Here is a 26,160-nt window from a genome sequence, read left to right on the forward strand (position 1 = left end):
CGGCCGAAATTCACGCGCCCCCACATGCGGCGCCCTTCATGGCCCGGCTCGGCCGATTTGCCCGTGACGAAGAAGGTTCGGGTATCATCCTGACGCTCTTCATCTTCATGTTCATGCTGGTGATGGCCGGTCTGGGCATCGACACCATGCGACAAGAGATGGAACGTACCCGCCTGCAGGCGACGCTGGATGCGGCCGTGCTGGCGGGCGCCGGCGCGCCGGTCGGCACCGAGGTGACCGAGATCAAGGCGATCGTCGAAGACTATTTCGAAAAGAGCGACATGGCGAGTTACCTGCACGAGATCAACACCGACGGCGAAGGCGAAGACGAAGGCGATATCGTGACCTCGCTCAACCACACCCGCGTCTATGCCGAGGCCAGCATGAACATCGACACCTACCTGATGAAGCTGTCGGGCGTCGATACGCTGGGCGCCGCGGGCGCCGCGGCGGCAGAGGTGCGCACGCCCAAGCTGGAGGTATCGCTGGTGCTTGACGTCTCGGGCTCGATGGCCGGCACCAAGCTGACCAAGTTGCAGAGCGCGGCCAGGAGTTTTGTCACCACCATCCTCAACGGCTCTGACCCCGGCGACACGGTGATTTCGGTCGTTCCCTTCGCCTGGACGGTCACGCCCGGCGAAGACATCTACAACGCGCTGACGGTGAACGAGACCCACGACTATTCCACCTGCCTGCGGTTCAGCGGATCCGACTACAACGATGCCGGCATCGACCCTGATAGCCCCGTCGATCAGCAGATTTTCACCGCGCTTTACGGCGATTTCGACGATCTCGACGAAGACTGGCGGTCCTGCTATCCCGAGTCGCGCGCAGAGATTCTGCCGTTCTCGATGAACGAGGCCGACCTGCACGCGCACATCAACGCACTGGACGCCGATGGCAACACCTCCGCCCATATTGGGATGAAATGGGGCGCGGCGATGCTCGACCCCGATTTCGAGGACGTGTTCGAAGACCTCAAGACCGCCGGCGTGGTCGATGCCTCGCTGAGCAATCTGCCGACGGGATATACTGAACCTGAATCGCTGAAGATCATCGTGCTGATGGCCGATGGCCAGAACACGACGTCGTACTATTTCGACGCAAACAGCGAATACCGCGGCCCCAATTCCGACCTCTACCTGATGAAGTACCAGGAGATGGAGTTCCAGTACGCCTACAAGAAGCACCGCAAAGGCGGGCTGCAGTATTCGTATAACGAAAGCAAATGTAACACCAACGACTGGACCTGCGTCTATGAGGCCACCGGCGAAGAGGTGTCCGCCTATTATCTGCGGGACGGGAACGACTATTACGATATCGAGGAACGCGACTGGATCGACGACGACGACTATGACGACATCAAGGAATCGGATGGTTTCATCAGCGAAACCCGCCTGAGCTGGGAACAGGCCTGGGGCCTGATGTCGCCGCGCTACTATAGCGAAATCACCGGTAACTGGAACGCCTGGAACGACTACGTCGGGTCGGAATATGAAAACGGTTCGACCAAGGACGCGCGCATGCAGGCGATCTGTTCGGCCACCAAGGCCCGGAACGTGATCGTCTATACCATCGGCTATTCCATCTCTTCGGGTGGCAACGCCGAGACCCAGCTGCGCAACTGCGCATCATCGACCAACCACTATTATCCGACCAATGGTGAAAACATCGCCGCGGCGTTCAACTCGATCGCCTCGAACGTGCAGAACCTGAGGCTGACGCAATGACCCGGCTGGCCATGCCCCGGCTGCGCCGCTTCCTGAGTGACGAAGACGGCAACGCCTCGGTCGAGTTCGTGATCGTCTTTCCGCTCTACCTGGCGCTGATGATCATGTCGATCGAGCTGGGTTTCGTGACCCTGCGGCACACCCTGCTGGAACGCGGGCTGGATATCGCCGTGCGCGAAGTCCGGCTGGGCACCGGCACCGTGCCCGAGCATGACGATATCAAGCAGATCATCTGCGACAACGCGCTGATGGTGGTCGACTGCGAACAGAACCTGCGGCTTGAAATGCAGCCGGCCGACCTGCGGGCGTTCAACTCGCTCGACGATTCGGTCGACTGCACCGACGCCTCGGAGCCCAGCAAGCCGGTGCGCGGCTTTACTCCTGGCCAGCAGAACCAGTTGATGCTGCTCAGGGCCTGTCTGCGCTTTGACCCGCTTTTCCCCGACGCAGCCCTTGGCAGTGCACTTGAAACCGACACCAGCGGCCAGTCGGCCATCGTTTCGATGACCGCCTTCGTGCAGGAGCCGATCTGATATGTTCTGGCATGACCTCAAACTCCGCCTGCGGGACTTTCGCAACGACGAGCGTGGCTCGTTCATGGTCGAATCGGTGATCGCCCTGCCGCTGCTGTTCTGGACCGTCGCGGCGACCTTCGAATTCTTCGAGGTACACCGCTACAAGAGTGTGCGTGAAAAGGCGACCTATACCATCGCCGACATGATCTCGCGCGAGCAGGCCGCCGTGACCAATACCTACATGGACAACGCTAAGGCGCTATACGACATCATCACCAACGATGACGGCACCAACCAGTTGCGCGTCAGCATCATCCGCTACGACGCCGGCGACGACGAATACGAGGTCTTCTGGTCCAAGGTTCGCGGCACCGGGCCGATGGGCGAACTGGACGACAACGACGTCGCCGACGATCACGACCGCCTGCCGATCATGGCGGACGGAGAAGACGTGATCGTGGTCGAAGCGGTATCGACCTATGATTCGCTCTTTGATCTGGTGTTCAGCGACGCGTTCGAAATCGAAACCCGCGTCTTTACCAGCATCCGGTTTGCGCCGCAGATTTGCTTTGAAGCCTGCGGATCATAGGCTGTCCTGACGCGCTGCCCGGTCGCTTTGCAGCCGCAGCCCGATGATGTCGGCCATTGCCTTGGTCTGGGTGCTCGGTGTCACCCCGCCGACGCCCACGCGCCGGCCCCATCGCCACCACAGCCCCGGCCGCCAGCGCAGCGGCGCCCTTGATACGAGCCGCAGGATGAAACCGTTCGACGGCTTGAAGGCAAAAGCGCCGCGGTCGACGCTGGCGATCTGGTCCCACGGCACGATCACCTCGCCGTCGCTCGTGCGCAGTCCCTCTTGCGTCAGCTCGATGGCCTGCGTCGTGGCCCGGCGCAGCATCTCACCCACCCAGAGCGCCCCCAGGCCGATGGCGATCAACATCACCTGAAAACCGGCATTGGCGGGCGAACGGGTCAGCGCCAGCCACAGCAGCAGCGCCCCCAGGCACCAAATAACCAACAGCCCCACCCCGCGGCGCATCGGTGATGCCCGCACCTCTGCCAGTATGTCATCATGCTCGGCCATGTCTGCCCTCCCGTTCGCACCAGCGGCTTAGCCCGGACGCGCGCCCGGCGCGAGAGGGTATCGGCAAAACCGTGTGGATCGGGAATGGCGGGCGCTCACACCGCCACGGACTTGCGGACCATTTCCCAATACAGGTCCTGCACCTCGGGCAGCGACAGCCGCCCGCCGGCACGATACCAGGTGTTGACCCCGTTCAGCATGGCAATCAGCGCCATCGCCGCGATGCGCGGGTCCGCGACGGCAAGGATGCCGCGCTCGACCCCTTTGCGCAGAATGTCCTCGAGCCGCTGTTCATATGCACGGCGCAGCGTTTCTATGCGGGTGAAATTTTCGGGCTCCAGGCTGCGCAGCTCCATGTAGGCGATGAACACCTCTTCGGGGCGTTCGGCGTGAAAGCGTATATGGAATCGGGTGAACGCCTTGAGCGCGGGATAGGGCATCTCGCGGTCGGGCAGCGCGTCATAGGCGGCCAGCAGCTCATCCATGTGGGTTTTCATCAGATCGAACAGCAGCGTCTGCTTGTCGGGTGTGTAATTGTAAAGCGCCCCCGCCTGCACCCCGACCTCGGCCGCGATTTGACGCATGGAAACAGCGGCATAGCCGTGCCGGGCGAAAAGCTGTAGCGCCGCTTGCCGCACCCGCGGGCCGGTGATACCTGAATGGGAACCTTGTGTTCTGGCCATACCGGCAGAATAATTGAACAGTTGTTCAAATCAATGCCCGACTTGCCCCGCCCCACCCGAAAGTGGCAAGAGAGAGACAGTGGCACACGGAGAAAGCGCCGATGACCATCCGCCCCCTTGCCGCACTGGCCACCGCTGCCGTGGTGGCGGGATGCAGTTCCTTTCCGCAGCTTGACACGGCGGTCACCCCCGGCGCGCTGGATCCGGGCTTTCCCGCGCTGATGCCGGTCGATGACCTGCGGGTGGCGGCGGATGCGCGCGCGCCCTCGCCGGGGGCGACGACGCTGGTGGCCGATGCCGGCCCCGCGCCCGAGATCGACGCCCGAGCCACCCGGCTGCAGGCTCGCGCGGATCGCCTGCGCCGAGAGGCGGTGATCGACGCCGCCGCCCGCGAGCGGCTGAACCAGGACGTCGAGATCGAAGAACAGGACATCTGACCGCCCCACCGCCGGCCAACCCGGTGGGCGCGTCACGTCCAGCCGCCGCGAAACCCGCGTTGCACAGCCCGGCCTGAGGGGGTACATGGCGGCAGAACCCCGTCCGCCATCCTATCGGAGCGTGCCCATGACCACCCCCCTGCGCCTTGGCATCGCCGGGCTTGGCACCGTCGGTGCCGGAGTCGTCAAGATCGTCCGCCAAAAGGCCAACCTGCTGGCCGACCGCGCCGGCCGCCCGGTGACGATCACGGCCGTGTCGGCCCGCAGCCGCGACAAGGATCGCGGCGTCAACATCTCTGCCTACGCGTGGGAGGACGACCCCGTCGCCCTGGCCACCCGCGACGATGTGGACGTGCTGGTCGAACTGATGGGCGGCAGCGACGGCCCCGCCAAGGCCGCGACCGAGGCCGCGCTGGCAGCCGGCAAACACGTCGTCACCGCCAACAAGGCGATGTTGGCCTATCACGGCCAGGCGCTGGCCGAGGCGGCAGAGGCCGCCGGCGCCGCCCTGCGCTTCGAGGCGGCCGTTGCCGGCGGCATCCCGGTGATCAAGGCGCTGGCCGAGGGGTTGGCGGGCAACGACATCACCCGCGTCATGGGGGTGATGAACGGCACCTGCAACTATATCCTCACCCGGATGCAATCGGCCGGCCTGCCCTATGAAGACGTGTTCGAAGAGGCCCGCAAGCTGGGCTATCTCGAGGCCGACCCCAGCCTCGACGTGGGTGGCATCGACGCCGGGCACAAGCTGGCGCTGCTGGCCGCGATCGCCTTCGGCACCCGCGTCAATTTTGGCGCCGTCGCGCTGGAAGGGATCGAGCGCATCACCATCGACGACATCCGCCACGCCGACCACCTGGGCTATCGCATCAAGCTGCTGGGCGTGGCGCAGATGACCGGGCGCGGGCTGGAACAGCGCATGTCGCCCTGCCTGGTGCCCAAGCACAGCCCGCTGGGCCAGCTTGAGGGCGGCACCAACATGGTGGTGCTCGAAGGCGACCAGGTGGAACAGATCGTGCTGCGTGGCCCCGGCGCCGGCGAAGGCCCGACCGCCAGCGCGGTGATGGGCGACATCATCGACATCGCCCGCGGCGCGCGCATGCCCGTCTTTGGCGTACCGGCGGCGGATCTGACACAGGCCACATCGGCGCGCACGACGGCGCCGGCGCCCTATTACCTGCGCATGGCGCTCGAGGACAAGCCGGGCGCCCTGGCCAAGGTGGCCACCGTTCTGGGCGATGCCGGCATCTCGATCGACCGGATGCGCCAGACCCGTCACGAGGCCCGCACCGCGCCGGTGCTGATCGTCACCCACTCCACCACCCGCGCCGCCCTGGACGAGGCGCTGGCGGCGATGACGGGGCTGGACGTGATCGCACAGCCCCCCGTCGCACTGAGGATCGAAACCGCCTGACCGAATTCGCCCGGCGACCGGGGGCGGTGCTTGTGCCGCGTCCCGCCCGCCGCTAATGGTGTTGCCCGACCGCCCGGGCCATTCTCGCGCAAGGAGTTCCGCATGACCGCCGCCACGGATTTCAACGACGACATGCTTTCGCTGGCGCTTGCCCGCGTCACAGAGGCCGCCGCGCTGGCCTGCCGCCCGCTGATCGGGCGAGGCAACGAAAAGGCCGCCGACCAGGCGGCGGTGAACGCCATGCGCCTTGAGCTGGGCAAGCTCGACATTGCCGGCACCGTGGTGATCGGCGAGGGCGAACGCGACGAGGCGCCGATGCTGTATATCGGCGAGGAAGTGGGCACGGGAAACGGCCCCGCGGTCGATATCGCGCTTGATCCGCTCGAAGGCACCACCATCACCGCCAAGGCGATGCCGAATTCGCTGACGGTGATCTCGGTCGCGCCGCGCGGCACCATGCTGCACGCGCCGGATGTCTACATGGACAAGCTCGCCATCGGGCCGGGCTATCCCGAGAACGTGGTCAACCTGGACATGACGCCCACGCAACGGGTCGAGGCACTGGCCAAAGCCAAGGGCTGTCAGCCCTCGGACATCACGGTTTGCGTGCTCGAACGTCCCCGCCATCAGGAAATGATCACCGAGCTGCGCGCCACCGGCGCCGCGATCTATCTGATCGGGGATGGCGATGTGGCCGGGGTGATGCACTGCTCTGACCCCGACACCACCGGCATCGACATGTACATGGGCACCGGTGGTGCCCCCGAGGGGGTGCTTGCGGCCGGTGCGCTCAAGGCGCTTGGCGGCCAGATCTGGGGCCGCCTGCTGTTTCGCAACGACGATGAAAGGGGCCGCGCCGAAAAGGCCGGCATCACCGATTTCGACCGCGTCTATTCGCTGAACGAGATGGTGCGCGCCGACGTCGTCTTTGCCGCCACCGGGGTGACCCAGGGCTCACTGGTGGCGGGGCTGCGCCCGCGCGGCGACTTCATCGAGACCGAAACCCTGCTCCTGCGGTCGAAGACCGGCGAGCGCCGCCGGATGAGCTGCCGCCACCCCCTGACGTGAGCGCCTTTCTCGGCGTCGAATGCTCGCTGACCGGGCGGCGCTGGCAAGGCCCCGGAGCAGAGGCAGAGCGCCTGGCCGAGACCATCGCCCAGACCGCCGCCCTACCCCGCCCTATCTGCCAGACCCTGGCGCGGCTGGGCATTCCGGCATCCGAGGCTGCCGCATACCTGGAACCGCGCCTGCGCGACCTGATGCCAGACCCGCACCGGCTGAAGGACATGCAGGCGGCGGCGGAACGGTTCCTGTCCGAGGTCGCGCGCAGCGGGCGCATCGCGATCTTTGCCGATTACGATGTCGATGGCGGCGCCTCGGCCGCGCTGCTGATCGACTGGCTGCGCCAGATGGGGCGCAAGGCGACGCTCTATATCCCCGACCGCATCGACGAGGGCTATGGCCCCAACCCGCCGGCGATGGCGCAGCTTGCCGCTGATCATGACCTGATTGTCTGCGTCGATTGCGGCACGCTCAGCCACGAGGCGGTGGCGGCGGCGCAGGGTGCCGATGTCGTCATCCTCGACCACCACCTGGGCGGCGACACCCTGCCCGACGCGGTGGCGGTGGTGAACCCCAACCGACAGGACGAAACCGGCGATCTGAGCCACCTGTGCGCCGCCGCGGTGGTGTTCCTGATGCTGGTCGAGGCCGGGCGTCAACTGCGCGCCAAGGGCCAGAAAGGCCCCGACCTGATGGAGCTGCTCGACCTGGTGGCGTTGGCGACGGTGGCGGACGTGGCGCCGCTGGTGGGCGTCAACCGCGCCTTCGTGCGCGCGGGGCTGCAGGTCATGGCCCGGCGCGGCCGGCCCGGCCTGGCGGCGCTGGCCGATATCGCCAGGCTGGACGCGCCGCCCGACGCGCATCACCTGGGCTTTGTCCTGGGGCCACGGATCAACGCCGGCGGTCGGGTCGGCCGGGCCGACCTGGGCGCGCGCCTGCTGGCCTGCCCCGACCGGGCCGAGGCCGAGGCGCTGGCCGAGCGGCTGCACCAGCTCAACGCCGAACGTCAGGAGATCGAGCGCGCAGTGCGCGACGCCGCCCTTGCCCAGGCCGAGGAGCGCGGCCTCGACGCACCGCTGGTCTGGGCGGCGGGCGAAGGCTGGCATCCCGGCGTCGTCGGCATCGTCGCCTCGCGCCTCAAGGAGGTCACGAACCGCCCCGCCGTGGTGATCGGGCTGGACGGGGACGAGGGCAAGGGCTCTGGCCGGTCGGTGGCGGGCGTCGACCTTGGCCACGCGATACAGCGGCTGGCGGCCGAGGGGCTGCTGATCAAGGGCGGCGGGCACAAGATGGCCGCCGGGCTGACCGTGGCGCGAGAGCGGCTGGAGGCCGCCATGGAGCGGCTGTCGGAGTTGCTGGCGCGTCAGGGCGCGGGCGCGGCCGGGCCGCGTGTGCTGGCGCTGGACGGGCTGCTGATGCCGGGTGCGGCCACGCCCGAGCTGATCGAACAGATCGCCACCGCCGGCCCCTTTGGCGCCGGGGCGCCCGCGCCGCGCTATGCCTTTGCCGACATGGGGCTGCGGTTCGCCAAGCGCGTCGGGGAAAGCCACCTGAAACTGCGGGTCGGAGACGGGTCAGGCGGACAGATCGACGTCATCGCCTTCGGCGCGTTCGAGGGCCCGCTCGGCCCGGCGCTGGAACGTCATGACGGCGCGCGTTTTCATCTGGCCGGGCGGCTGGAGATCAACCGCTGGGGCGGGCGCAGCACCGTGCAGATGCGCCTCGAAGACGCCGCACCCGCCGGCTGATCGGGCACCCCTGCCCCCTGATACCCCCTGCCCCGCCGTTGCCCTGCAAAGACACGTGCCGCAGGCGCAAGATTCTGCATTTTGCCTCTTGCGCGGAGCCCCCCGTTTTAATAGGAACCGCCTCACGTCACGGCATGGCCCGTTCGTCTATCGGTTAGGACGCCAGGTTTTCAACCTGGAAAGAGGGGTTCGACTCCCCTACGGGCTGCCACTTCATCTAAATTGCTATTACTTTACATGGCCTTATAGCTGAAGGCACCCTCCTGTCAGCCAAGCTGTTGGCCCATAAGAGGCCAAGACCGCCCGTGCCTGTGTGCAACCCCGCCCCCGGCACGGCAGAGGTTGAAGAGATATCCCCTGCCGTTTCCGTCGCACTGCCTTGACTACGTTCTGCGCGGCTTTTTCAAACTTGCCCCTCAGAAAGTGTTGATGGAAATCCCCACAAAGCTTTCCTCGGAATCGAACTTGTAGCCGGCCCGGAAACTCGCCTTGGTGTTCGGGATGCCAAAGGCGACAGTCGCAACCTTGTCGCGAAAGCCGTCATCATCGCCGAGATAGCTGAACTCGAATGTCACATCCGGCTTGTTGAAGCTGATCGCCGCCAGGGTAAAGTAACCACGATCAATAGTCGTTGCCTCCCCCAGCAGGTAGATGCTGCCGAAACTCGTCGGCTGGTAATGCTCGGCCACGAGCCGTATCCCACCCTTGAGCCTATCGAGCCCCTCAAGCTGGATGGCCGGACCGGCACGGAAGGTGATCGGTGTCCCTAGGGAAAACTTGTAGCTGACCATCAGGTTGAGATCCTCCGGCCCGGTATAATCGCTGAACACTATGCCGTAAGACATGCGGCCACGTTCGACGGAAACCACGGCCGTGGTGGTGTCTTCGCCGAGGTCCAGTTGGTAGAATTCCCCATCGGCCTGCGCTGTCGCGGCTATCAGAACGACCGGCAGCGCCCATGCAGCGCGTTGAAAGAGCTTAGTCCCTGCGGTCAAGTCGTGCCCCCTTGTTCCGCGATCTGTCCCGACTGATCAGCGAGATTCGCCGCGCCATGTCGCTCAGCATACCCCAGGTGTTCACGACGCTGATACCGGGCGCATTGTCTTCGGTATAAAAGCGCATGAACAGGGCGTCGCGTTGTTCTTCGTTCGGCAGCAGCTCCACGCGCATGCCGTCGGGCGTTTCTGCCAGCACGAAGACAGGCAGCTCACCCACGTCCGGCAAGTCGACCGTGCCATAGGTGCCGATATCGAAATGGCCGCCCCGCAGTCGGGCGGTGTCCTGTGTCAGGCTGGTGATCCACATGCGCTGTACCTGGTCGCCGGCGGTAAAGGTGACGCGCTCGGGGGTGTCGGCGACATGGCGTTCGCGCCGCGGCAGCTCGACACAGGCAAGGATCGTCAGCGTCAGCACGATCATGTTGTAGATCGTCCAGAACAGGATGACCCACTTGCCTTCTCCTGCGTCATTGAATGCGAAACGGTCGGTCACGATGCCCAGCAGAAGACCGACAATGGTGAGTGCGAGCAGAATGGCAAAGGGTGCAAGCATACGCCATTGCACGACGATCCGGCTGCGGTCCCCGCCCTTGGCGGTCACGCTGAAAGGGTGGCCCTTCGGCTGCACCAGGCCGACGAACGCCGCGCGGGTGATGGGCAGGGCACCAAGCAACTGGCTGACATCGGTCAGGATCGGCACCACGTTGCCTCGGGACAGCAGGTTGATGGACATCAGGTTCCAGAAGAAGAAGCACCCGAAGAAAGTGATGACATCGGACGGGGTGGCATCCACCACGGTGACATTGCCGTACCAGTAGAGCAATGGGAACACCATTGCCGCGATGCGGAAAGGAAACGTCGTGATCCAGTACAGGCTGGCGTCGATGACGCTCCAGCGGTCGCGCACGCGCAGCCCGTTATTGCGGAACGGGCCCAGATTGCTGCGCGCGATCTGCATCATGCCCAGGCACCAACGCGAGCGTTGCGTGACGTACTCCTTCAACCCCTCCGGTGCGAGGCCTTCGGTCAGCGGCTCATTCAGGTAGGCGGTGTGCCAGCCGGCGTTCTGCAGGCAGAGCGTGATCATGTAATCCTCGGTCACGCTGTCGGTGGGAAATCCACCGATATCCTTCAGCGCATCCAGGCGCATTATCGAGGAAGTTCCACAGCAGAAGGCCACGCCCCAGCCATCGCGCGAGGGCTGCATGTCGTCAAAGAAAAAGCGCTGCTCATCCGGGTAGGAGCGGCTAATACCGAGGTTGTGCTGGATCGGGTCGGCGTTGAAGAAGTGTTGTGGCGTCTGGACGAGACCCAGCGTCGGATCGTGAAAGAGCGCCAGCGTACGCGACAGGAACCCGCGGTGAGGCACGAAATCGGCATCCAGCACGGCAACGTAATCCGGCGGGACGTCGCGCCCCCAAAGAATCTGAAGCGCATGGTTTATGTTGCCGGCCTTCGCATGCTTGTTGTCGGGCCGTCGTATGTAGGTAACGCCTTGCCCCTCGCAATAGTCCCGCAGCCAGTCGCGACGTCCGTCGTCGAGAACAATGACCTCTTTTTCCGGGTGGCGCAGAACCTTGGCGCCAATGATGGTGCGCTCAAGCACTTCGAGTTCTTCGTTGTAAGTGGTGATGAGCAGCGCGACGCTTGGCGGGGTCTCTCCCCACCATCCGGCGTGACGGTCGGCATCGGGGCTCCGGTCACGATGACGCATCAGGATGACGAAGGCGCTGATAGAGCTGATGATTGCCATGAGTTCGAGACCAAGCAACAGCCCGCTTCCGATGAAATCCACCGTCCAGCCCACCGGGGCAATCGTTTCGGTCGCACGCCACCACGCATATCTGACCGCGAAAATGATCGCGATCACGAACAGAAAGACACGGTGATGTGTATCGTTCCGGTCGACGACATGCGGAAGGATCAATGCCGCGCCGAAGATCGGCACCAGATGCATCAGGCTCGACCCCACGTCGCCCAGGTAGACGTTCGGCAGCATTACTCCCAGAACTTCCAAAAGATATCGAGCGGACGTTCATCAAAGAAGACCCGGCCCGTTCTGCCGATGCTGCAACCACCAGCCGGATCCGCTCTCAATTCCGGAACGACAAGCGCGACGTCATACCGTTCCAGGTGCTCCTTGCTCGGGGCCACGGCCAGGTTCTCATAGACCGAGGCCGCGCCAGCACCAGCCAGGCGGGCCACCGTACCGTGCATCACCCCGTCGCCCCCAAGCGGGCGAAAGGTCGCCTCGTCGCCGGTGGAAAGCGAATTGAAAATCGTCTCGGACACCGAAAGCGTGACGAGCACCGAGTCGCAGTCGACCAGGCGCACAACGGGATCGCCGCGCTGGACGTTGACGCCGTTGGCCGTCAGTTCCTGCCACAGAACACCGTTCACCGGCGACAAGAGTGTGTCACCGCGCAGCTCGACGAGGCGCGAAAGTTCCCGCTCGATCCGGGTGTCATAGGCATCCAGTTGTGTCCGGGCGCGGGCAATATCCGCCTCGACAAGCGCGAGCGATGTCTCAGCTTCGCGATACCGCAGTGCCATGTTCCAGGCCGCGCCCCCGGAATCGTCAAGGTAGATGGCGTGTCGCGCGGCCTCCAGTTGCAGCGCCCTTACATCGGTGAAGCCGTCGTCCGGAAATTCGTTGAACAGTTCCGGATCGCGCCCCGGGTCGTTTTCGTCCGGTGTCAGCTTGTCCTCGTCAACCGTACCGGTGCCTGTTCCCGCAGGAAACTGTCCCGATCCTGGCGACGTCTCAGAATCCAAATCTATGCCGCCCGCCAGCAATTCTAGCTCGTGCGTGCGCGCAACGCCGTAATTCCTGGCCGTTTTCTCAAGCCAGTTCAGGCCATCTTGCAGCGCGTCGCTTTGGGCTTCGAGCCGCTGGAGATCGGCGGTCAGAAGATCCCTTTCAAGGCGCAAGTCATCCAGGCGCATCTGGTCCGCCCTGACATCCTCGATCGCGAAAAGCGTCGTGCCTTTGGTGATTACGGCCCCGGGCGCCCGCACCGGCAACGACACATCCCCCGCAACCGGGGCGCGCACTGTTGAAAGCGGTGCGTTGACGAATGCATTCGAACTGGCGCCCGTCATCTGTTCCACGACGATGACGTATAGCGCCCCGAAAAAAAGAAAAATGCCGATAAACAGACGCAAATACCGCAATGCAGCCCCTCACAACCATAGGTATATATAAGTAAGGCTAACATTACCAAATTGGCGATAGTATGGCCGAGAAAAATTATCCGGTCATTCGTGGCCTGAACGCCCCACGGGCCAGCGAGCAGCCAAGGGGATTTTGAAAGTCACCATACAATCGCCAGAATTAGCCACTATTCTTCGGTAGCGAGGAGAATGAAGGGGCGCTCGTCAAAATGACTTCTGCGGAGATCAGAACAGTGCGCGGTTCCAAACAACTAAATGCTCCCCGCCTTGCGACGTCCATTGTCGGCTTTGCCATGATATGCGGCCTGCTCGGGATGCTCACGATCTGGTGGCCGATTCACCAGCACGCGCGCGACTTCGAGACCCGTGTGGAGTCCAGTCACGCCATCCGCGGCGTAAGGGCGCTGCGGCTCGCGGTGTCACGCGCGCTCGAACGTGAATGGGAAAGTCTTCAAGCTGTCGCAGGACAGATTGCAGACAAGGACGACGACGAGATTCGCGCCTTTGCCGACGCCGCGACCGTCGCTGGCGGGCGTGTCGCCTGGGCGGGACTGGCCGACCTTTCAGGAACGATCCGCGTCGGATCGAACGGCCTCGGGGAAGGCACTCTCGTCTCAGACGCGAACTGGTACCGACAGGGCCTTCGAGGTCCCTTCTTCGGGGCACTGACATCTTCCTTCGCAGAAGAGGGCAGTGAGCGGCGGGATGTGCTCAACATCTCGGTGCCGGTCAAGTCCCGAGACGGCGAGATTACCGGCGTCTATGTTTATAGCCTCAAGGCGAGTTGGCTGAAGGAATATGTGCGCGCCGCCGCCGATGACCTCGACCTGCTCGCCCATATGGTCGACCGGCGCGGCCGTTCCATCTTCGGAGCGGACCAGAAAGCGCGGGTGGATCTCACACCGGCCAGTCTCGGTTCCCTGTCGCTTAATATTGGTTCCGCCCAGATCGTCGAGGATGCAAACGGCGCAAGAAACATCTATGCGGTGGCGCCGGAACTCACCGTCGGCAATGCGCCGCCGACCGGCCTGTCCGTCGTCGTGCATGTTCCCCCGGCATCTTTTGGAAACGACGCGACCGAGCTGTCTGTTGCGATGTGGATCAGCCTGCTGAGCCTGTTCGGCATCCTGAGCGTCTTTTTGATATTGTTCACGCGGCATTTCATACGTCCGCTGGAACGCCTGACGGACATCGCGCACCAGATTGCCGAGGGCAAGGAGCCCTATCCGGAGGAGTACCACTCCAGCCGAGAAAGCGAACAGCTTTCGCAGGCACTGAGCCGTATCCAGAGCCGTTACTACTAAGGCACGAATGCCCCCGTTCACAGCGAGAGTGTGCTTGTTGTGATCTGGTCTGCTGCGCCCCGCCCGACGTGCCGCCGGGCGGGGTGTTGTCTGGTCGCCCTCTCCCGCGCCCTAGTCGGGCAGCGCGGCGCAGAAACCGCCGCTCTGCGCGAGACCAGAACCCAGGGCCAGCAGCGGCGGCGCGGCATAGGGGTTGGGCTGCGTCAGCCCCATGTCGAAGCCAATCAGCGCCAGCAGCAGCACCATCGCAACCGATGCGGTAAAACGGCGGGTCATGTGCGTGTCTCCAGCCCCAGACGCGGCCTGAGGCCGACGCCGACCCACGACCCGGCAAAGGCCGCCGCGAACCAGGCCCAGCCATGCAGGCTGCCCGTCGAGATGCCGGAAAAGAACGCCCCGACGTTGCAGCCAAAGGCCAGCCGCGACGAATAGCCCAGCAGCAGCCCCGCCACCACCGTCGCCACCCAGGCCCTTGCCGGCAGGCGCGGCAGCGGCGCGGACAACCCGCCCTCGCGCCAGGAGGCAACCACGAAGGCCCCCGCGATCAGGCCGAAATTCGTCAGCGACGTGTAATCCGTCAGGATGCTTTCCCCCAGCCGCCCGGCATTGCCCGGCGCGGACCAGAACCCCGACCCCGACAGATCAGCCCCCGCGGCGACAGCGCCCTTGGCCACCCACAGGCCCAGGCCATAGACCACGCCCCAGGGTTGGCCCGCGACCAGCAGATTGCCGATGGCCAGCGCGGCGACGATCAACGCCGCCGCGATCAGCCGTGGCGGTATCCGCCACGCGCCCGGCGCCGCGCGCCACAGCAGGAATGCCGCAACCGCCGCCAACAGGACAAGTGTGATTGCCAGACCGCTGGCACCCTCCAGCACCATGATCGGCAGCGTGCCAATATCTGTCCACCACAGCAGGTGATAGGCCCCGAAAAAGCTGCCGATGGCGAAGAAGGGCAACGCCACCAGTCCCACGGGGTTGCCGCTGCCCGCGTTGACCAGCGTGCCCGACCCGCAGCCCAGCACCACCTGCATCGCCGCGCCAAAGATAAACGCCCCGCCGACCATCGCCCAGCCTATCGGCGCGACCGCGCCGACCAGCTCGTCGGAATGGCTTTGCAGCAGCGGCAGGGCAACGACGGCCACCAGCGCGATGGCCAGCAACTGTGCAAGGATGCCTGCCGGCTCTCGCCGCAGGATCATCGCGCGCCACGGCCCGGCAAAGCCGAACCGCAGCCCTTCGAGCGCGACACCGATGCCTAGGCCGATGGCCAGCATCAGCCCATAGCGCGCCCCGGCCAGGACGGCGACCGCACCAACCGCCGCCAGCCCGGCGGCGATCAGGCCGCCGCGCCGGAACACGCGCCCAGCCCCGCGCCTGTCGCGCGCTTCGACCGTCACGGTCATCAGTCGGCCCGCACCTGGTTGATCAGGTTCTGCAGCAGACCGGGCGTGTTGGCCATCTCGTGATCGGTCTTGGAATACTCGACCATGGATTCGGGGTAGAGCTTCACGTTCTCGATCCCGGCCAGCTCGGACAGGGCGAACCAGTCGGTCGCGGCCCAGTGCCCGGTGTTGCAGAAGGAAACGACCTCCTGCCCCGGCGCAAGGTCAAGCACGCGCGCGGTTGCAGAGGCGGTATCGCTGTCGATGGCCGTTTGGCCGTCGCCGAAAAAGCTTGCATGGCTGACATTCACCGCACCTGGCAGCGTTCCGGGCCGCGCGGCGGCGCCGTGGGCCTTTTTGCCGTCATAGAAATCGGCCGGGCGTGCATCGATCAGGACTGCCTCGCGCCGGCCCTCCACCACGTCGGCAACCGTCTCGGTATCGGCCAGCCACTGGGTCGAAAAGGTGATGTCGATGTCCGATGGCGTCGGTTCGGTGACGGCCAGATCGACCGGCAGGTCAGCCGACGACCAGGCGCTCATGCCGCCGTTGAGGATGGCAAGCTGCGACACGCCCGAGGATTTCAGCGTCCAGTACACCCGCGCGGCGGCGCCGAAATCGGTATCGGTGTTTCCCTGGTGCACCACGACGACGGGCCGATCCAAGGTCACGCCAAGGCCCTGCAGCAGCGTCTCCAGCTTGTCCTCGGGGATCAGCTGGCCGGGGTTGTCCTTGGGACCGCGGAATTCAGCATAGGGTGCGGAAACCGCACCGGGAATGTGCCCCTCGTCATAGGCCCCGCCCCGGATGTCCAGAACCAGGGGCGGATTGCTATCCAGTTTCTGGGAAAGCGTGGCGGGATCGATCAGCGGACCGAACGTTTCAGCCGCAGATGCGGTAACGCCGAAGGCGCTGCCGACCAGCGCCGCGAATGCGAAAATCTCGAGTTTCATGCGAACCCCCTTTGTGCGCGTCTGGGCGACAGGTCGGCCCAATCAACGCTGCGTTCAAGGCGTGCGCCCGCCGCCCCGGCCCCGTTGCGGAGATCGGGAATCCGGTGCGGCGTGCACAGGGCGAACCGCGTCTTGTTTCTGCCATGGCTGGTGGAAAATTCGACGGACGTCAGGTGCGGCGCGAGAACATCATTCTTATTTTGATCTTTTACGCACAGCGGCACGCCGTGCCCAGTGCGCCTGCTGCTGCCAGGCCTCCATCAGTGCGATCGCGTGGATCATGAATCCGCCGGCGTAACGCCCGACAAAACTGTGTTCGGGCGTGGTCAGGTGGTAACTGACCCAGGCCAGCAACAGCCCCGAACCACTGCAGCATGTCGTGGTGCCCATCATCCGCGCGACGTCATGCGGCATTATTTGGTGGCACAGTGGCTTGACCGAGATATCTCCACGGCAACAGGCCCGAACAGATACACCAGGTCAGCATCGCGGCGATCAGCAACATATTTTCATCTTATCCAGTTTACTTTAATTAGTTATTCCAAAGATCGCATTCAGACGGCTCGCGCACCTGCTGCCTTTGGGACATCAACGCCCATTTCATTTTGGTTGACGGATCGTGTAATGACGGGAAACATCGGCAGGCTCACCGTTCATGATCTGCCAGACAACGATAAACCGCAGTTCATGCGGCTGATCTCATCGGCGTATGTTCGGGCCGGTAACGCCGATTTCGAGGGGGGAATGCCAATGAATGCAGCCGATCAACCCAAACTGACCCAGGACCCCCACAAGGTCCGCGACACCCGCGAAAAGGTGCTGGAGATCGCGCTGGGACGCGAGGTGCGCGCCTATCGCCAGCAGCAGAACTTTACCGTCGCGGAGCTGGCCACCCGGACTGGTCTTTCCATCGGGATGCTGTCCAAGATCGAGAACGGCGTCACATCGCCGTCGCTGACGACGCTGCAGACCCTGGCACATGCGCTGAGCGTGCCTCTGACGGCGTTCTTCCGCAGCTTTGAGGAAAACCGCGGCGTGATGCATGTAAAGGCAGGCGGCGCCGCCGAGGTCGAACGCTCGGGCACGCGGTCGGGGCATCAATACCATTTGCTCGGGCATATCGGTTCAAACGCCAGCGGCGTGGTGGTCGAGCCCTACCTGATCGTCCTGACCGAGGAATCGGACACGTTTCCGACCTTCCAGCATGACGGGATCGAACTGCTCTATTTCCTCGAGGGCGAGGTCGAATACCGCCATGGTGACCAGCTGTTCCTGATGCAGCCCGGCGACAGCCTGTTTTTCGATGCCGACGCGCCGCATGGCCCGGAAAAGCTGAACAAGCTGCCCGCCCGCTATCTGTCTGTGATCTCTTATCCGCAGGCGAGGTGACCGGGTTTCCGCCTTCTTGATTTTCTTACAGGTCAAATTTGTTTCTTGCCAGTTGAGTGCCGCGCAGTTCGGTGCTACGCTCCGAGTCGACCATCCAAGATCGGAGTGACATCCCATGTGCGGTATCGTCGGGCTTTTCCTGAAGAACCGGTCGCTCGAACCCAGGCTGGGTGCGATGCTGACCGATATGCTTGTCACCATGACCGACCGCGGTCCCGACAGTGCGGGAATCGCGATCTATGGGGCGGATGACGGGCGGGGCAAGATCACCCTGCAATCCCCTGATCCCGATCAGGATTTTGCCGCGCTTGATGCCGAACTCGGCCGGGTGCTCGGCTGTGACGTGGACATGCAGGTCAAGGATAGCCATGCCGTCCTCGGCCTGCCGCCCGAACGCCTGTCAGAGGCGCGCGCAAAGCTGGCCGAGCTGCGCCCCGGCGCCCGGGTGATGAGCGCGGGTGAGGCGATCGAGATCTATAAGGAGGTCGGCCTGCCCAAGGATGTTGCGGCGCGGTTTGACCTGCCGGGGATGAGCGGCAGCCACGGCATCGGCCACACCCGTATGGCGACGGAATCGGCCGTCACCACCCTGGGCGCGCACCCTTTTTCGACCGGGGCCGACCAGTGTCTGGTGCATAACGGGTCCCTTTCCAACCATAACAGCCTGCGCCGGCAGCTGGCGCGCGACGGCATGACCTTCGAGACCGAGAACGACACCGAGGTCGCGGCGGCCTATCTCAGCAACAAGCTGCAGAACGGCAGCAACCTGGGCGAGGCGCTCGAAGCCAGCCTGAACGATCTCGACGGGTTCTTTACCTTCGTCGTCGGCACCAAGTACGGGTTTGGCGTCGTGCGCGACCCGATCGCCTGCAAACCCGCGGTGATGGCCGAGACCGATCAATATGTCGCCTTTGGCTCGGAATACCGCGCATTGGTGAACCTGCCGGGCATCGACACGGCCCGCGTCTGGGAACCTGAACCCGCAACCGTCTATTTCTGGAACCATTGACATGCAGACATTCGATCTGGCCGCGCGCGGCCTGCGCGATCTGAACGCCAAGCTGCACGCGCACAACAGCAACCAGACAGCCTGGGAAATCGACAACCCCAAGGGCAGCCATGCCATTGCCGTTGGTCTGGATGCCCCGCTCGAGGTCGTGGTGAACGGCTCGACCGGCTATTACTGCGCCGGGATGAACAAGCAGGCGACCGTTGTCGTCAAAGGCTCTGCCGGGCCCGGCGTGGCAGAAAACATGATGTCGGGCACCGTCATCGTCGAGGGCGACGCCAGCCAGTATGCCGGCGCCACCGGGCGTGGCGGCCTGCTGGTGATCAAGGGCAACGCGGCGTCGCGCTGCGGCATCTCGATGAAGGGCATCGACATCGTCGTGCACGGCAATATCGGTCACATGTCCGCCTTCATGGCACAGAGCGGCAACCTTGTGGTGCTGGGCGATGCCGGCGCCGCGCTGGGTGACTCGCTTTACGAGGCGCGGCTGTTCGTGCGTGGCGAGGTCAAAAGCCTGGGCGCCGACTGCGTCGAAAAGGAAATGCGCCCCGAACACATCGAGATCCTGCGCGACCTGCTGGAACGCGCCGGTGCAGACGCCAGGCCCGAGGACTTCAGGCGCTATGGCTCTGCCCGCACCCTGTACAATTTCCACGTCGACAACGTTTCGGCGTACTGAGGAGACATCAGATGAAAGACGCCGCCTCGACCAACAACATCCCGCGCACAGCGCCCCGCCAGTCGGCGACGTTCAACGAAAGCGTCAACTCGGAAATCAGGCGCGCCGCGGCCACCGGCATCTATGACATTCGCGGCGGCGGCGCCAAACGGCGGGTTCCGCATTTCGACGACCTGCTCTTTCTCGGCGCGTCGATTTCGCGTTACCCGCTCGAAGGGTACCGGGAAAAATGCGATACCACCGTCGTTCTGGGCACCCGTTTCGCCAAGAAACCCATCACCATCACGACGCCCGTCACCATCGCCGGGATGAGTTTCGGCTCGCTTTCCGCGAACGCGAAAGAGGCGCTTGGGCGCGGTGCCACGCTGGCCGGCACCTCGACCACCACCGGCGACGGCGGCATGACCGAAGAGGAACGTGGCCATTCCGAAAAGCTGGTCTACCAGGTGCTGCCCTCGCGCTATGGCATGAACCCCGACGACCTGCGCCGTGCTGACGCCATCGAGGTGGTGGTCGGCCAGGGGGCCAAGCCCGGCGGCGGCGGCATGCTGCTGGGGCAGAAGATCACCGAGCGCGTGGCCGAGATGCGCACCCTGCCCGTCGGCATCGACCAGCGGTCCGCCTGCCGTCACCCCGACTGGACCGGCCCCGACGACCTGGAAATCAAGCTGCTGGAGCTCCGCGAGATCACCGACTGGGAAAAACCGATCTACGTCAAGATCGGCGGCGCCCGGCCCTATTACGACACGACGCTTGCGGTCAAGGCAGGCGCCGATGTCGTGGTGCTGGACGGCATGCAGGGCGGGACCGCCGCCACCCAGGAGGTATTCATCGAACATATCGGCCAGCCGACCCTGGCCTGCATCCGCCCCGCCGTGCAGGCGCTGCAGGACATGGGCATGCACCGTAAGGTGCAACTGATCGTGTCGGGCGGCATCCGCACCGGGGCCGATGTGGCCAAGGCGCTGGCGCTGGGCGCGGATGCGGTGTCGATCGGCACCGCGGCGCTGGTGGCCCTGGGCGACAACGACCCGGCGCTGGAAGAGGAATATCAAAAGCTCGGCACCACCGCCGGCGCCTATGACGACTGGCACGAAGGCCAGGACCCCGCCGGCATCACCACCCAGGACCCAGATCTGATGAAGCGGCTCGACCCGATCGCGGGTGGGCGGCGGCTGCACAACTACCTGTCGGTCCTGACGCTCGAAACCCAGACCATCGCGCGGGCCTGCGGCCACAACCACGTGCACAACCTCGAACCCGAGGATCTGTGCGCGCTGACGGTCGAGGCTGCCGCAATGGCCGGTGTGCCGCTGGCGGGCACCGACTGGATCCCCGGACGCGGCGGGTACTGAAAACAATAAAACCAGCAGGGAGAGAAAGTGACGCAATGACCCTGGATATGACAATTCCACCTGGTGAAAGGGCCCAGGACCTCGCAACATGGGCGGCCGAGCGGGGCGTCAAGTATTTCATGATCTCCTACACGGATCTCTTTGGCGGCCAACGCGCCAAGCTGGTTCCAACGCAGGCGATTGCCGAGATGCAGGCCGAAGGCGCCGGCTTCGCGGGCTTTGCCACCTGGCTGGACCTGACCCCGGCCCACCCAGACATGCTGGGCGTGCCCGACCCGCGTTCGGCCATCCAGCTGTCCTGGAAACCAGACGTCGCCTGGGTCCCCGCCAACTGCGTGATGGAGGGCGAGCCCGTCGCGCAGGCGCCGCGCAACGTGCTGCGGCGGCTGATCGACGAGGCGGCCGAACTCGGCATGCACGTCAAGACCGGCATCGAGGCCGAGTTCTTTCTGCTGACCCCGGACGGCGAAAAGATCGCGGACGTCTACGATGTCGCGGCCAAGCCCTGCTATGACCAGCAGGCAATCATGCGCCGCTATGACGTGGTGGCCGAAATCTGCGACTACATGCTGCAGCTCGGCTGGGAGCCTTACCAGAACGACCACGAGGACGCGAACGGCCAGTTCGAGATGAACTGGAGCTTTGACGACGTGCTGATCACCGCCGACAGGCATTCGTTCTTCAAGTTCATGACCAAGTCGATCGCCGAAAAGCACGGGCTGCGCGCGACCTTCATGCCCAAGCCCATCGAGGGGCTGACCGGCAACGGGTGTCACGCCCATATCTCGGTCTGGGACAGCGACGGAAAGACCAACGTCTTTGCCGACACATCAAAGGAGCTGGGCCTGTCCGACGAGGGCCGGCACTTCCTCGGCGGGATCATGAGGCACGGCAGCGCGATGACCGCGATCACCAACCCCACGGTCAATTCCTACAAGCGCATCAACGCGCCGCGCACCACCTCGGGCGCGACTTGGGCGCCCAACTCGATCACCTGGACGGGCAACAACCGCACCCACATGGTGCGCGTCCCGGGCCCGGGCCGGTTCGAGCTGCGCCTGCCCGACGGGGCCGCCAACCCCTATCTGATGCAGGCCGTGATCATCGCGGCAGGTATTGACGGTGTGCGCACCAAGGCCGACCCTGGCAAACGCTGGGATATCGACATGTACAAGGACGGCCACAAGGTGAAAGGCGCGCCCAAGCTGCCGCTCAACCTGCTCGACGCGCTGCGCGCCTATGACAAGGACAAGGTGCTCAGGGGGCTGATGGGAAAGGAATTTTCCGACGCCTTTCTCAAGCTCAAGATGCAGGAGTGGGATTCTTTCGTGTCGCACTTTTCCCGGTGGGAAAAGGAACACACGCTGGACATCTGACCGGCTGGACGGACCCGCGACAACGCCAGGGGCTGCATCGCCCCCGGGCGCGGATGTGCGCCTTGAACCTGAACCTGCCCATGGTCAGGCCTTGGGCATGGGCCGCCTGATGAACGGTCGATAGCCCCCTTTCCCCGCTGGACCTTGGCCGACCCGATCGGGCATATGTCAGGGGCATTTCGCCGGGGCGGGTCGTTTCATCTCGGGGAAACCACGCATGCGGGGGGTCGGGATGGACAGGGACTGGCTTGACGGGATGCTCGGCGCTGTGCCGCTGCCGCTGATCCTGATCGGCGAGGATGACCGCATCCTTGCCGCCAACACCGCCGCCGATGACATCATCGGCGCGGCCCAGGTCGGCCGGCATCACGCCATCGCCCTGCGCCAGCCGGCCCTGCTGTCGGCCATCGAGACGGCGCTGCGCGACCGCGTCGGCGGGCAGGCGCGTCATGTCATCCTCGGCCCCTCGCACGAGGTGACATATCTTGTCACGGTGACACCCATGCACGGCAATGGCGGGGTGCTGTGCGCCTTTCAGGACATCACCGAACGAGAGCTCGTCACCCGCTTTCGCCGCGATTTCGTCGCCAATGTCACGCATGAGCTGCGCACGCCGCTCACCACGCTGATCGGTTTTATCGAGACCCTCAAGGGCGCGGCCCGGGATGACCCCGCCGCGCGCGACCGTTTTCTGACCATCATGGAGCAGGAGGCCGGGCGGATGAACCGGCTGGTGGACAACCTGCTGTCGCTTTCGCGGGTCGAGGCCCAGGAACGCCAGCGCCCGGCCGCATCGGTGGACGTGTCGGCGCTGATCAATGCGGTCACGGCCACCCTCGCCCCGGTCGCACAGGAGGCTGATGTCGTGATCGAGGTCACCGGCGGCGATACCACCCTGCCCGTCCCGGGCGATGCCGACCAGTTGACGCAGGTGTTCCAGAACCTGATCGAGAACGCGATCAAGTACGGGGCTTCGGGCGGCAAGGTAACGGTGGTGATCCATCCCCCCGGCGACGACGCCCGCATCCGCATCGACGTGATCGACCGGGGCGAAGGGATCGGCGCGCGCCACCTGCCGCGTCTGACCGAACGGTTCTACCGCGTCGATGACCACCGTTCGCGCGAAAAGGGCGGCACCGGGCTGGGGCTGGCCATCGTCAAGCACATCCTCAACCGTCACCGCGGCCGGCTGGAAATGACCAGCGAGCGCGGCAAGGGGTCCTGTTTTTCGGTTTTTCTGCCTAGGGCCTGAACTTTCCGGGTCGATGTCATCAAACCGTTACACACCTGTCACAAAAGCATAGCCGCGCGAGCCTAGTTCGGCGCCGAGGCCATTCTTGCGATGGCCTGCTGCAAAGTAACAGGAGAAGTCCATGTCCCGCACGAAACTCACGGCCTCTGCCATCGCCATCCTGGCGGTTTCCGCCACCGCCGCCGCCGCGCGCGACGAGATCCGCATTGTCGGCTCGTCGACCGTGTTCCCCTATACCCAGGCGGTTTCCGAACAGTTCGCCAACAACACCGGCGCCCCCTCGCCCATCGTCGAATCGACCGGCACCGGCGGCGGCATGAAGATCTTCTGCGCCGGCATCGGCGAGGATCACCCCGACCTGACCGGCGCATCGCGCGCGATGAAAGCATCGGAATACGAGCTGTGCCAGTCGAACGGCGTGACCGACATCACCGAGGCGATGATCGGCTATGACGGCCTGTCCATCGCCGTTTCGCGCGACTCCGACCTGGAATGGGACCTGACGCTTGAACAGGTCTACCTGGCGCTGGCCGCACAGGTTCCCGGCCCCGACGGGCTGGTCGACAACCCCTATCAGAAATGGTCGGACATCGACCCCAGCCTGCCCGACCTGGACATCCTCGCCTATGGCCCGCCGCCGACCTCCGGCACGCGCGACGCCTTTGTCGAGCTGGCGATGCATGCCGGCTGCAAGGCCAACGAATGGGTCAAGGCGCAGGGCGCCGACAAGAAATGGGTCAAGGAAAACTGCTCGCGCATGCGCCAGGACGGCCCCTTTGTCGAAGCCGGCGAGAACGACAACCTGATCGTTCAGCGCCTGCAGGCCGACGCGCACGCGGTGGGCATCTTTGGCTATTCATTCCTGTATGAGAACGCCGATACCCTCAAGCCGGTGCTGATCAACGGCGTCGAACCCTCGGCCGAAACCATCGGCGATTTCTCCTATCCGATCTCGCGGCCGCTCTATTTCTACGTCAAGAACGCGCATCGCGGCGTGATCCCGAACCTGCAGGAGTTCGTCGAGGAGTACATGTCCGAAGACGCCATGGCGCCCGGTGGCTACCTCGAAGAGCGCGGCATGGTCACCCTGCCCGACGATGTGCGCTCCAAAACACAAGACGCCGTGATCGGCGGCGACAACATGGAACCGAAGGCCTGACAGGCCCCTGGTCCGATACCGCCCGGCCCCTGCGGCCGGGCGGCCCACCCCCACATTTCGAATTCAGGCGCGCCCCATGACCAGCATTGCCTTTCTCGCGCTCTTCGCGATCTCGATCATCGGCTACGTCTGGAACATCACGGCCGTGAATGCGATCCGCAAGGGCGGGAACAGGCTGCATTCGCTGGGCTATTTCCACGGGATGTACGCCTTTCTGGTCTCATTCATCCCGGTTTTCGTCGTCATCCTGCTTTGGCTGCTGCTACAGGGGCCGGTCATTGAATGGATCGTGGCCGGCGGGCTGCCGGCGGGCGAATATGACGGCCTCGGCACCGGCGAACAGCAACTCGTCATGGCCGAGATCAAGTCGATCGCGCGCGGCACCATCTTCGGCGAGCCCGAAGAGTGGAAGATCGCCGCAGCCGAGCGGCTGACCCGCCTCTACACCCTCTCGTCCCGGGCGATGCTGATCGCCGTGGTGGCCCTCGGGCTGGGGCTGATGTTCCTGTCGCGCAGCAAGGTTTCCGCCGAGTTTCGCGCCCGCCACGGGGTGGAGCATATCGTTTCGGGGCTGATGATCTTTTGCGCCACGACGGCAGTCTTTGTCACCATCGGCATCGTCGCCTCGCTGCTGTTCGAAACCTTAAAGTTCTTCGACAAGGTTTCGGTTTCCGAGTTCCTGTTCGGCACCAACTGGGAGCCGCAGATCCCCCTGCGCGAAGACCAGGTCGCAGCCGAAGGCGCCTTTGGCTGGCTGCCGGTGATCCTGGGCACGCTGGTCATCACCGCGGTTGCGTTGTTCATCGCGGTGCCGGTCGGGCTGATGTCGGCGATCTATCTGAACGAATTCGCGCCCTGCCGCCTGCGCGCCGTGGTCAAGCCTGCACTGGAAATCCTCGCCGGTGTGCCGACGGTGGTCTACGGCTTCTTCGCCGTGCTGACGGTGGCGCCGGCGATCCGCGCCTTTGGCGCCCAGATCGGCATCGACGTCGCCCCCAATACAGCGCTGGCGGCAGGCGGGGTGATGGGGATCATGCTGATCCCGTTCATTTCCTCCTTTACCGATGACGCCCTGTCTGCCGTTCCCAGGACGCTCAGCGACGGGGCGCTCGGGCTGGGCGCAACGCGCGCCGAGATGGTGACCACGGTGCTGTTTCCGGCCGCCATTCCCGGCATCGTTGGCGGTGTCCTGCTGGCCGTCAGCCGCGCCATCGGGGAAACCATGATCGTGGTGATGGCCGCCGGGCTGATCGCCAAGATGACACTCAACCCGCTGGACAGCGTGACCACGGTGACGGTGCAGATCGTCACTCTGCTGATCGGTGACACGTCATTCGACAACCCCAAGACGCTGGCCGCCTTTGCGCTGGGGATGATGCTGTTCATCGTCACGCTGATCATCAACATCTTCGCCATCCGCATCGTGCGCAAATACCGCGAAGCCTATGACTGAG

At 64.5% G+C, this 26,160-nt stretch carries 25 protein-coding genes and 1 tRNA gene; 17 read left to right on the plus strand and 9 right to left on the minus strand.

What is annotated here, in order from left to right; all coding sequences use genetic code 11:
• Nucleotides 1–38 precede the first annotated feature (38 nt).
• The 3 genes from DL899_RS08130 to DL899_RS08140 are packed head-to-tail and all read left to right on the plus strand — an operon-like array spanning nt 39 to nt 2,834.
• Nucleotides 39–1,730, plus strand: coding sequence for a TadE/TadG family type IV pilus assembly protein (locus tag DL899_RS08130; protein WP_111733690.1), 1,692 nt, complete (start codon nt 39–41; stop codon nt 1,728–1,730).
• The gene (locus DL899_RS08135; protein ID WP_111733691.1) at nt 1,727–2,263 is read left to right on the plus strand and encodes a TadE/TadG family type IV pilus assembly protein; all 537 of its coding nucleotides are present in this window, start codon (nt 1,727–1,729) and stop codon (nt 2,261–2,263) included. The genes DL899_RS08130 and DL899_RS08135 overlap by 4 nt, the downstream gene beginning before the upstream one ends.
• Before the next feature lies 1 nt (nt 2,264).
• Complete coding sequence (locus DL899_RS08140; protein ID WP_111733693.1) at nt 2,265–2,834, plus strand: TadE/TadG family type IV pilus assembly protein; 570 nt, start codon at nt 2,265–2,267, stop codon at nt 2,832–2,834.
• Here DL899_RS08140 and DL899_RS08145 read toward each other — a convergent pair.
• Both DL899_RS08145 and DL899_RS08150 read right to left on the minus strand, forming a co-directional pair.
• Nucleotides 2,829–3,329 carry a hypothetical protein gene (locus DL899_RS08145; RefSeq protein WP_111733695.1) on the minus strand — a complete coding sequence of 167 codons (501 nt, stop codon included), beginning with the start codon at nt 3,327–3,329 and terminating at the stop codon, nt 2,829–2,831. The two genes, DL899_RS08140 and DL899_RS08145, sit on opposite strands and share 6 nt — an antisense overlap.
• A gap of 95 nt (nt 3,330–3,424) precedes the next feature.
• Nucleotides 3,425–4,012 carry a TetR/AcrR family transcriptional regulator gene (locus tag DL899_RS08150; RefSeq protein ID WP_111733698.1) on the minus strand — a complete coding sequence of 196 codons (588 nt, stop codon included), beginning with the start codon at nt 4,010–4,012 and terminating at the stop codon, nt 3,425–3,427.
• A gap of 101 nt (nt 4,013–4,113) precedes the next feature.
• Between DL899_RS08150 and DL899_RS08155 the strand changes: the two genes are divergently transcribed.
• The 5 genes from DL899_RS08155 to DL899_RS08175 all read left to right on the plus strand — a co-directional run bounded on the left by DL899_RS08155 (nt 4,114) and on the right by DL899_RS08175 (nt 8,884).
• Nucleotides 4,114–4,449 carry a hypothetical protein gene (locus tag DL899_RS08155; RefSeq protein WP_111733700.1) on the plus strand — a complete coding sequence of 112 codons (336 nt, stop codon included), beginning with the start codon at nt 4,114–4,116 and terminating at the stop codon, nt 4,447–4,449.
• Between the two features lie 127 nt (nt 4,450–4,576).
• Complete coding sequence (locus tag DL899_RS08160; RefSeq protein ID WP_111733702.1) at nt 4,577–5,863, plus strand: homoserine dehydrogenase; 1,287 nt, start codon at nt 4,577–4,579, stop codon at nt 5,861–5,863.
• A 102-nt stretch (nt 5,864–5,965) separates the two neighbouring features.
• Nucleotides 5,966–6,931 (plus strand): class II fructose-bisphosphatase, encoded by a 966-nt coding sequence (glpX, locus tag DL899_RS08165; RefSeq protein WP_111733704.1) that lies wholly within the window; start codon nt 5,966–5,968, stop codon nt 6,929–6,931.
• A complete protein-coding gene (gene recJ, locus DL899_RS08170; RefSeq protein WP_111733706.1) occupies nt 6,928–8,673 on the plus strand; it encodes a single-stranded-DNA-specific exonuclease RecJ in 1,746 nt (581 codons plus the stop codon). Before glpX ends, recJ begins: the two co-directional genes overlap by 4 nt.
• 136 nt (nt 8,674–8,809) lie before the next feature.
• Nucleotides 8,810–8,884, plus strand: a tRNA-Glu gene (locus DL899_RS08175).
• Nucleotides 8,885–9,089: 205 nt separating this feature from the next.
• Here the strand turns inward: DL899_RS08175 and DL899_RS08180 are convergent.
• From DL899_RS08180 to DL899_RS08190, 3 genes are read right to left on the minus strand one after another with little or no spacing between them, the layout of a single operon-like run.
• Entirely contained in the window at nt 9,090–9,668 is a 579-nt protein-coding gene (locus DL899_RS08180; protein ID WP_111733708.1) for a hypothetical protein, read from the minus strand.
• Complete coding sequence (locus tag DL899_RS08185) at nt 9,652–11,670, minus strand: glycosyltransferase (RefSeq protein ID WP_111733710.1); 2,019 nt, start codon at nt 11,668–11,670, stop codon at nt 9,652–9,654. Before DL899_RS08185 ends, DL899_RS08180 begins: the two co-directional genes overlap by 17 nt.
• Nucleotides 11,670–12,617, minus strand: a complete 948-nt coding sequence (locus DL899_RS08190) for an HlyD family secretion protein (RefSeq protein WP_162685530.1) — start codon at nt 12,615–12,617, stop codon at nt 11,670–11,672. Before DL899_RS08190 ends, DL899_RS08185 begins: the two co-directional genes overlap by 1 nt.
• Nucleotides 12,618–13,054: 437 nt before the next feature.
• On the opposite strand from DL899_RS08190, the gene DL899_RS08195 reads away from it, so the two are divergent.
• Nucleotides 13,055–14,149 carry a cache domain-containing protein gene (locus DL899_RS08195; protein ID WP_111733714.1) on the plus strand — a complete coding sequence of 365 codons (1,095 nt, stop codon included), beginning with the start codon at nt 13,055–13,057 and terminating at the stop codon, nt 14,147–14,149.
• Nucleotides 14,150–14,260: 111 nt separating this feature from the next.
• On the opposite strand, the gene DL899_RS19360 is transcribed toward DL899_RS08195, so the two are convergent.
• The 4 genes from DL899_RS19360 to DL899_RS08210 form a co-directional block, all read right to left on the minus strand.
• Nucleotides 14,261–14,425: a hypothetical protein gene (locus DL899_RS19360; RefSeq protein WP_162685527.1), complete on the minus strand. Its 165-nt coding sequence runs from the start codon at nt 14,423–14,425 to the stop codon at nt 14,261–14,263.
• Nucleotides 14,422–15,555, minus strand: coding sequence for a YeeE/YedE thiosulfate transporter family protein (locus DL899_RS08200; protein WP_111733716.1), 1,134 nt, complete (start codon nt 15,553–15,555; stop codon nt 14,422–14,424). Before DL899_RS08200 ends, DL899_RS19360 begins: the two co-directional genes overlap by 4 nt.
• Entirely contained in the window at nt 15,555–16,487 is a 933-nt protein-coding gene (locus tag DL899_RS08205; RefSeq protein ID WP_111733718.1) for a sulfurtransferase, read from the minus strand. The genes DL899_RS08200 and DL899_RS08205 overlap by 1 nt, the downstream gene beginning before the upstream one ends.
• 195 nt (nt 16,488–16,682) lie before the next feature.
• Entirely contained in the window at nt 16,683–16,901 is a 219-nt protein-coding gene (locus DL899_RS08210; protein ID WP_111733720.1) for a hypothetical protein, read from the minus strand.
• A gap of 336 nt (nt 16,902–17,237) precedes the next feature.
• Here DL899_RS08210 and DL899_RS08215 point away from each other — a divergent pair, with 336 nt between their 5' ends.
• The 8 genes from DL899_RS08215 (at nt 17,238) to pstC (ending at nt 26,159) form a co-directional block, all read left to right on the plus strand.
• Entirely contained in the window at nt 17,238–17,876 is a 639-nt protein-coding gene (locus tag DL899_RS08215; protein ID WP_204355281.1) for a helix-turn-helix domain-containing protein, read from the plus strand.
• Between the two features lie 115 nt (nt 17,877–17,991).
• Entirely contained in the window at nt 17,992–18,885 is an 894-nt protein-coding gene (locus DL899_RS08220) for a class II glutamine amidotransferase (protein WP_111733722.1), read from the plus strand.
• A gap of 1 nt (nt 18,886) precedes the next feature.
• The gene (locus tag DL899_RS08225; protein WP_111733724.1) at nt 18,887–19,564 is read left to right on the plus strand and encodes a GXGXG domain-containing protein; all 678 of its coding nucleotides are present in this window, start codon (nt 18,887–18,889) and stop codon (nt 19,562–19,564) included.
• An 11-nt stretch (nt 19,565–19,575) separates the two neighbouring features.
• Nucleotides 19,576–20,919, plus strand: a complete 1,344-nt coding sequence (locus tag DL899_RS08230) for an FMN-binding glutamate synthase family protein (RefSeq protein ID WP_111733726.1) — start codon at nt 19,576–19,578, stop codon at nt 20,917–20,919.
• 47 nt (nt 20,920–20,966) lie between these two features.
• Nucleotides 20,967–22,295 carry a type III glutamate--ammonia ligase gene (glnT, locus tag DL899_RS08235; RefSeq protein WP_111733728.1) on the plus strand — a complete coding sequence of 443 codons (1,329 nt, stop codon included), beginning with the start codon at nt 20,967–20,969 and terminating at the stop codon, nt 22,293–22,295.
• A gap of 232 nt (nt 22,296–22,527) precedes the next feature.
• Complete coding sequence (locus DL899_RS08240) at nt 22,528–23,547, plus strand: ATP-binding protein (RefSeq protein WP_111733730.1); 1,020 nt, start codon at nt 22,528–22,530, stop codon at nt 23,545–23,547.
• Between the two features lie 121 nt (nt 23,548–23,668).
• Nucleotides 23,669–24,706, plus strand: a complete 1,038-nt coding sequence (locus DL899_RS08245; RefSeq protein WP_111733732.1) for a substrate-binding domain-containing protein — start codon at nt 23,669–23,671, stop codon at nt 24,704–24,706.
• 76 nt (nt 24,707–24,782) lie between these two features.
• Nucleotides 24,783–26,159: a phosphate ABC transporter permease subunit PstC gene (pstC, locus tag DL899_RS08250; RefSeq protein WP_111733734.1), complete on the plus strand. Its 1,377-nt coding sequence runs from the start codon at nt 24,783–24,785 to the stop codon at nt 26,157–26,159.
• The last annotated feature ends 1 nt before the right edge of the window (nt 26,160 follow it).

The organism is Roseovarius amoyensis, assembly GCF_003260265.1.
Taxonomy (GTDB): Bacteria; Pseudomonadota; Alphaproteobacteria; order Rhodobacterales; family Rhodobacteraceae; genus Roseovarius; species Roseovarius amoyensis.

Bases quoted from the DNA above. Each gene is read 5' to 3' on its own strand.
- DL899_RS08130 (WP_111733690.1), top strand. From the start codon at position 39: ATGGCCCGGCTCGGCCGATTTGCCCGTGACGAAGAAGGTTCGGGTATC.
- DL899_RS08135 (WP_111733691.1), top strand. From the start codon at position 1,727: ATGACCCGGCTGGCCATGCCCCGGCTGCGCCGCTTCCTGAGTGACGAA.
- DL899_RS08140 (WP_111733693.1), top strand. From the start codon at position 2,265: ATGTTCTGGCATGACCTCAAACTCCGCCTGCGGGACTTTCGCAACGAC.
- DL899_RS08145 (WP_111733695.1), bottom strand. From the start codon at position 3,329: ATGGCCGAGCATGATGACATACTGGCAGAGGTGCGGGCATCACCGATG.
- DL899_RS08150 (WP_111733698.1), bottom strand. From the start codon at position 4,012: ATGGCCAGAACACAAGGTTCCCATTCAGGTATCACCGGCCCGCGGGTG.
- DL899_RS08155 (WP_111733700.1), top strand. From the start codon at position 4,114: ATGACCATCCGCCCCCTTGCCGCACTGGCCACCGCTGCCGTGGTGGCG.
- DL899_RS08160 (WP_111733702.1), top strand. From the start codon at position 4,577: ATGACCACCCCCCTGCGCCTTGGCATCGCCGGGCTTGGCACCGTCGGT.
- glpX (WP_111733704.1), top strand. From the start codon at position 5,966: ATGACCGCCGCCACGGATTTCAACGACGACATGCTTTCGCTGGCGCTT.
- DL899_RS08185 (WP_111733710.1), bottom strand. From the start codon at position 11,670: ATGCTGCCGAACGTCTACCTGGGCGACGTGGGGTCGAGCCTGATGCAT.
- DL899_RS08190 (WP_162685530.1), bottom strand. From the start codon at position 12,617: ATGCGCCTGGATGACTTGCGCCTTGAAAGGGATCTTCTGACCGCCGAT.
- DL899_RS08195 (WP_111733714.1), top strand. From the start codon at position 13,055: ATGACTTCTGCGGAGATCAGAACAGTGCGCGGTTCCAAACAACTAAAT.
- DL899_RS19360 (WP_162685527.1), bottom strand. From the start codon at position 14,425: ATGACCCGCCGTTTTACCGCATCGGTTGCGATGGTGCTGCTGCTGGCG.
- DL899_RS08200 (WP_111733716.1), bottom strand. From the start codon at position 15,555: ATGACCGTGACGGTCGAAGCGCGCGACAGGCGCGGGGCTGGGCGCGTG.
- DL899_RS08205 (WP_111733718.1), bottom strand. From the start codon at position 16,487: ATGAAACTCGAGATTTTCGCATTCGCGGCGCTGGTCGGCAGCGCCTTC.
- DL899_RS08210 (WP_111733720.1), bottom strand. From the start codon at position 16,901: ATGCCGCATGACGTCGCGCGGATGATGGGCACCACGACATGCTGCAGT.
- DL899_RS08215 (WP_204355281.1), top strand. From the start codon at position 17,238: ATGAATGCAGCCGATCAACCCAAACTGACCCAGGACCCCCACAAGGTC.
- DL899_RS08220 (WP_111733722.1), top strand. From the start codon at position 17,992: ATGTGCGGTATCGTCGGGCTTTTCCTGAAGAACCGGTCGCTCGAACCC.
- DL899_RS08225 (WP_111733724.1), top strand. From the start codon at position 18,887: ATGCAGACATTCGATCTGGCCGCGCGCGGCCTGCGCGATCTGAACGCC.
- DL899_RS08230 (WP_111733726.1), top strand. From the start codon at position 19,576: ATGAAAGACGCCGCCTCGACCAACAACATCCCGCGCACAGCGCCCCGC.
- glnT (WP_111733728.1), top strand. From the start codon at position 20,967: ATGACAATTCCACCTGGTGAAAGGGCCCAGGACCTCGCAACATGGGCG.
- DL899_RS08240 (WP_111733730.1), top strand. From the start codon at position 22,528: ATGGACAGGGACTGGCTTGACGGGATGCTCGGCGCTGTGCCGCTGCCG.
- DL899_RS08245 (WP_111733732.1), top strand. From the start codon at position 23,669: ATGTCCCGCACGAAACTCACGGCCTCTGCCATCGCCATCCTGGCGGTT.
- pstC (WP_111733734.1), top strand. From the start codon at position 24,783: ATGACCAGCATTGCCTTTCTCGCGCTCTTCGCGATCTCGATCATCGGC.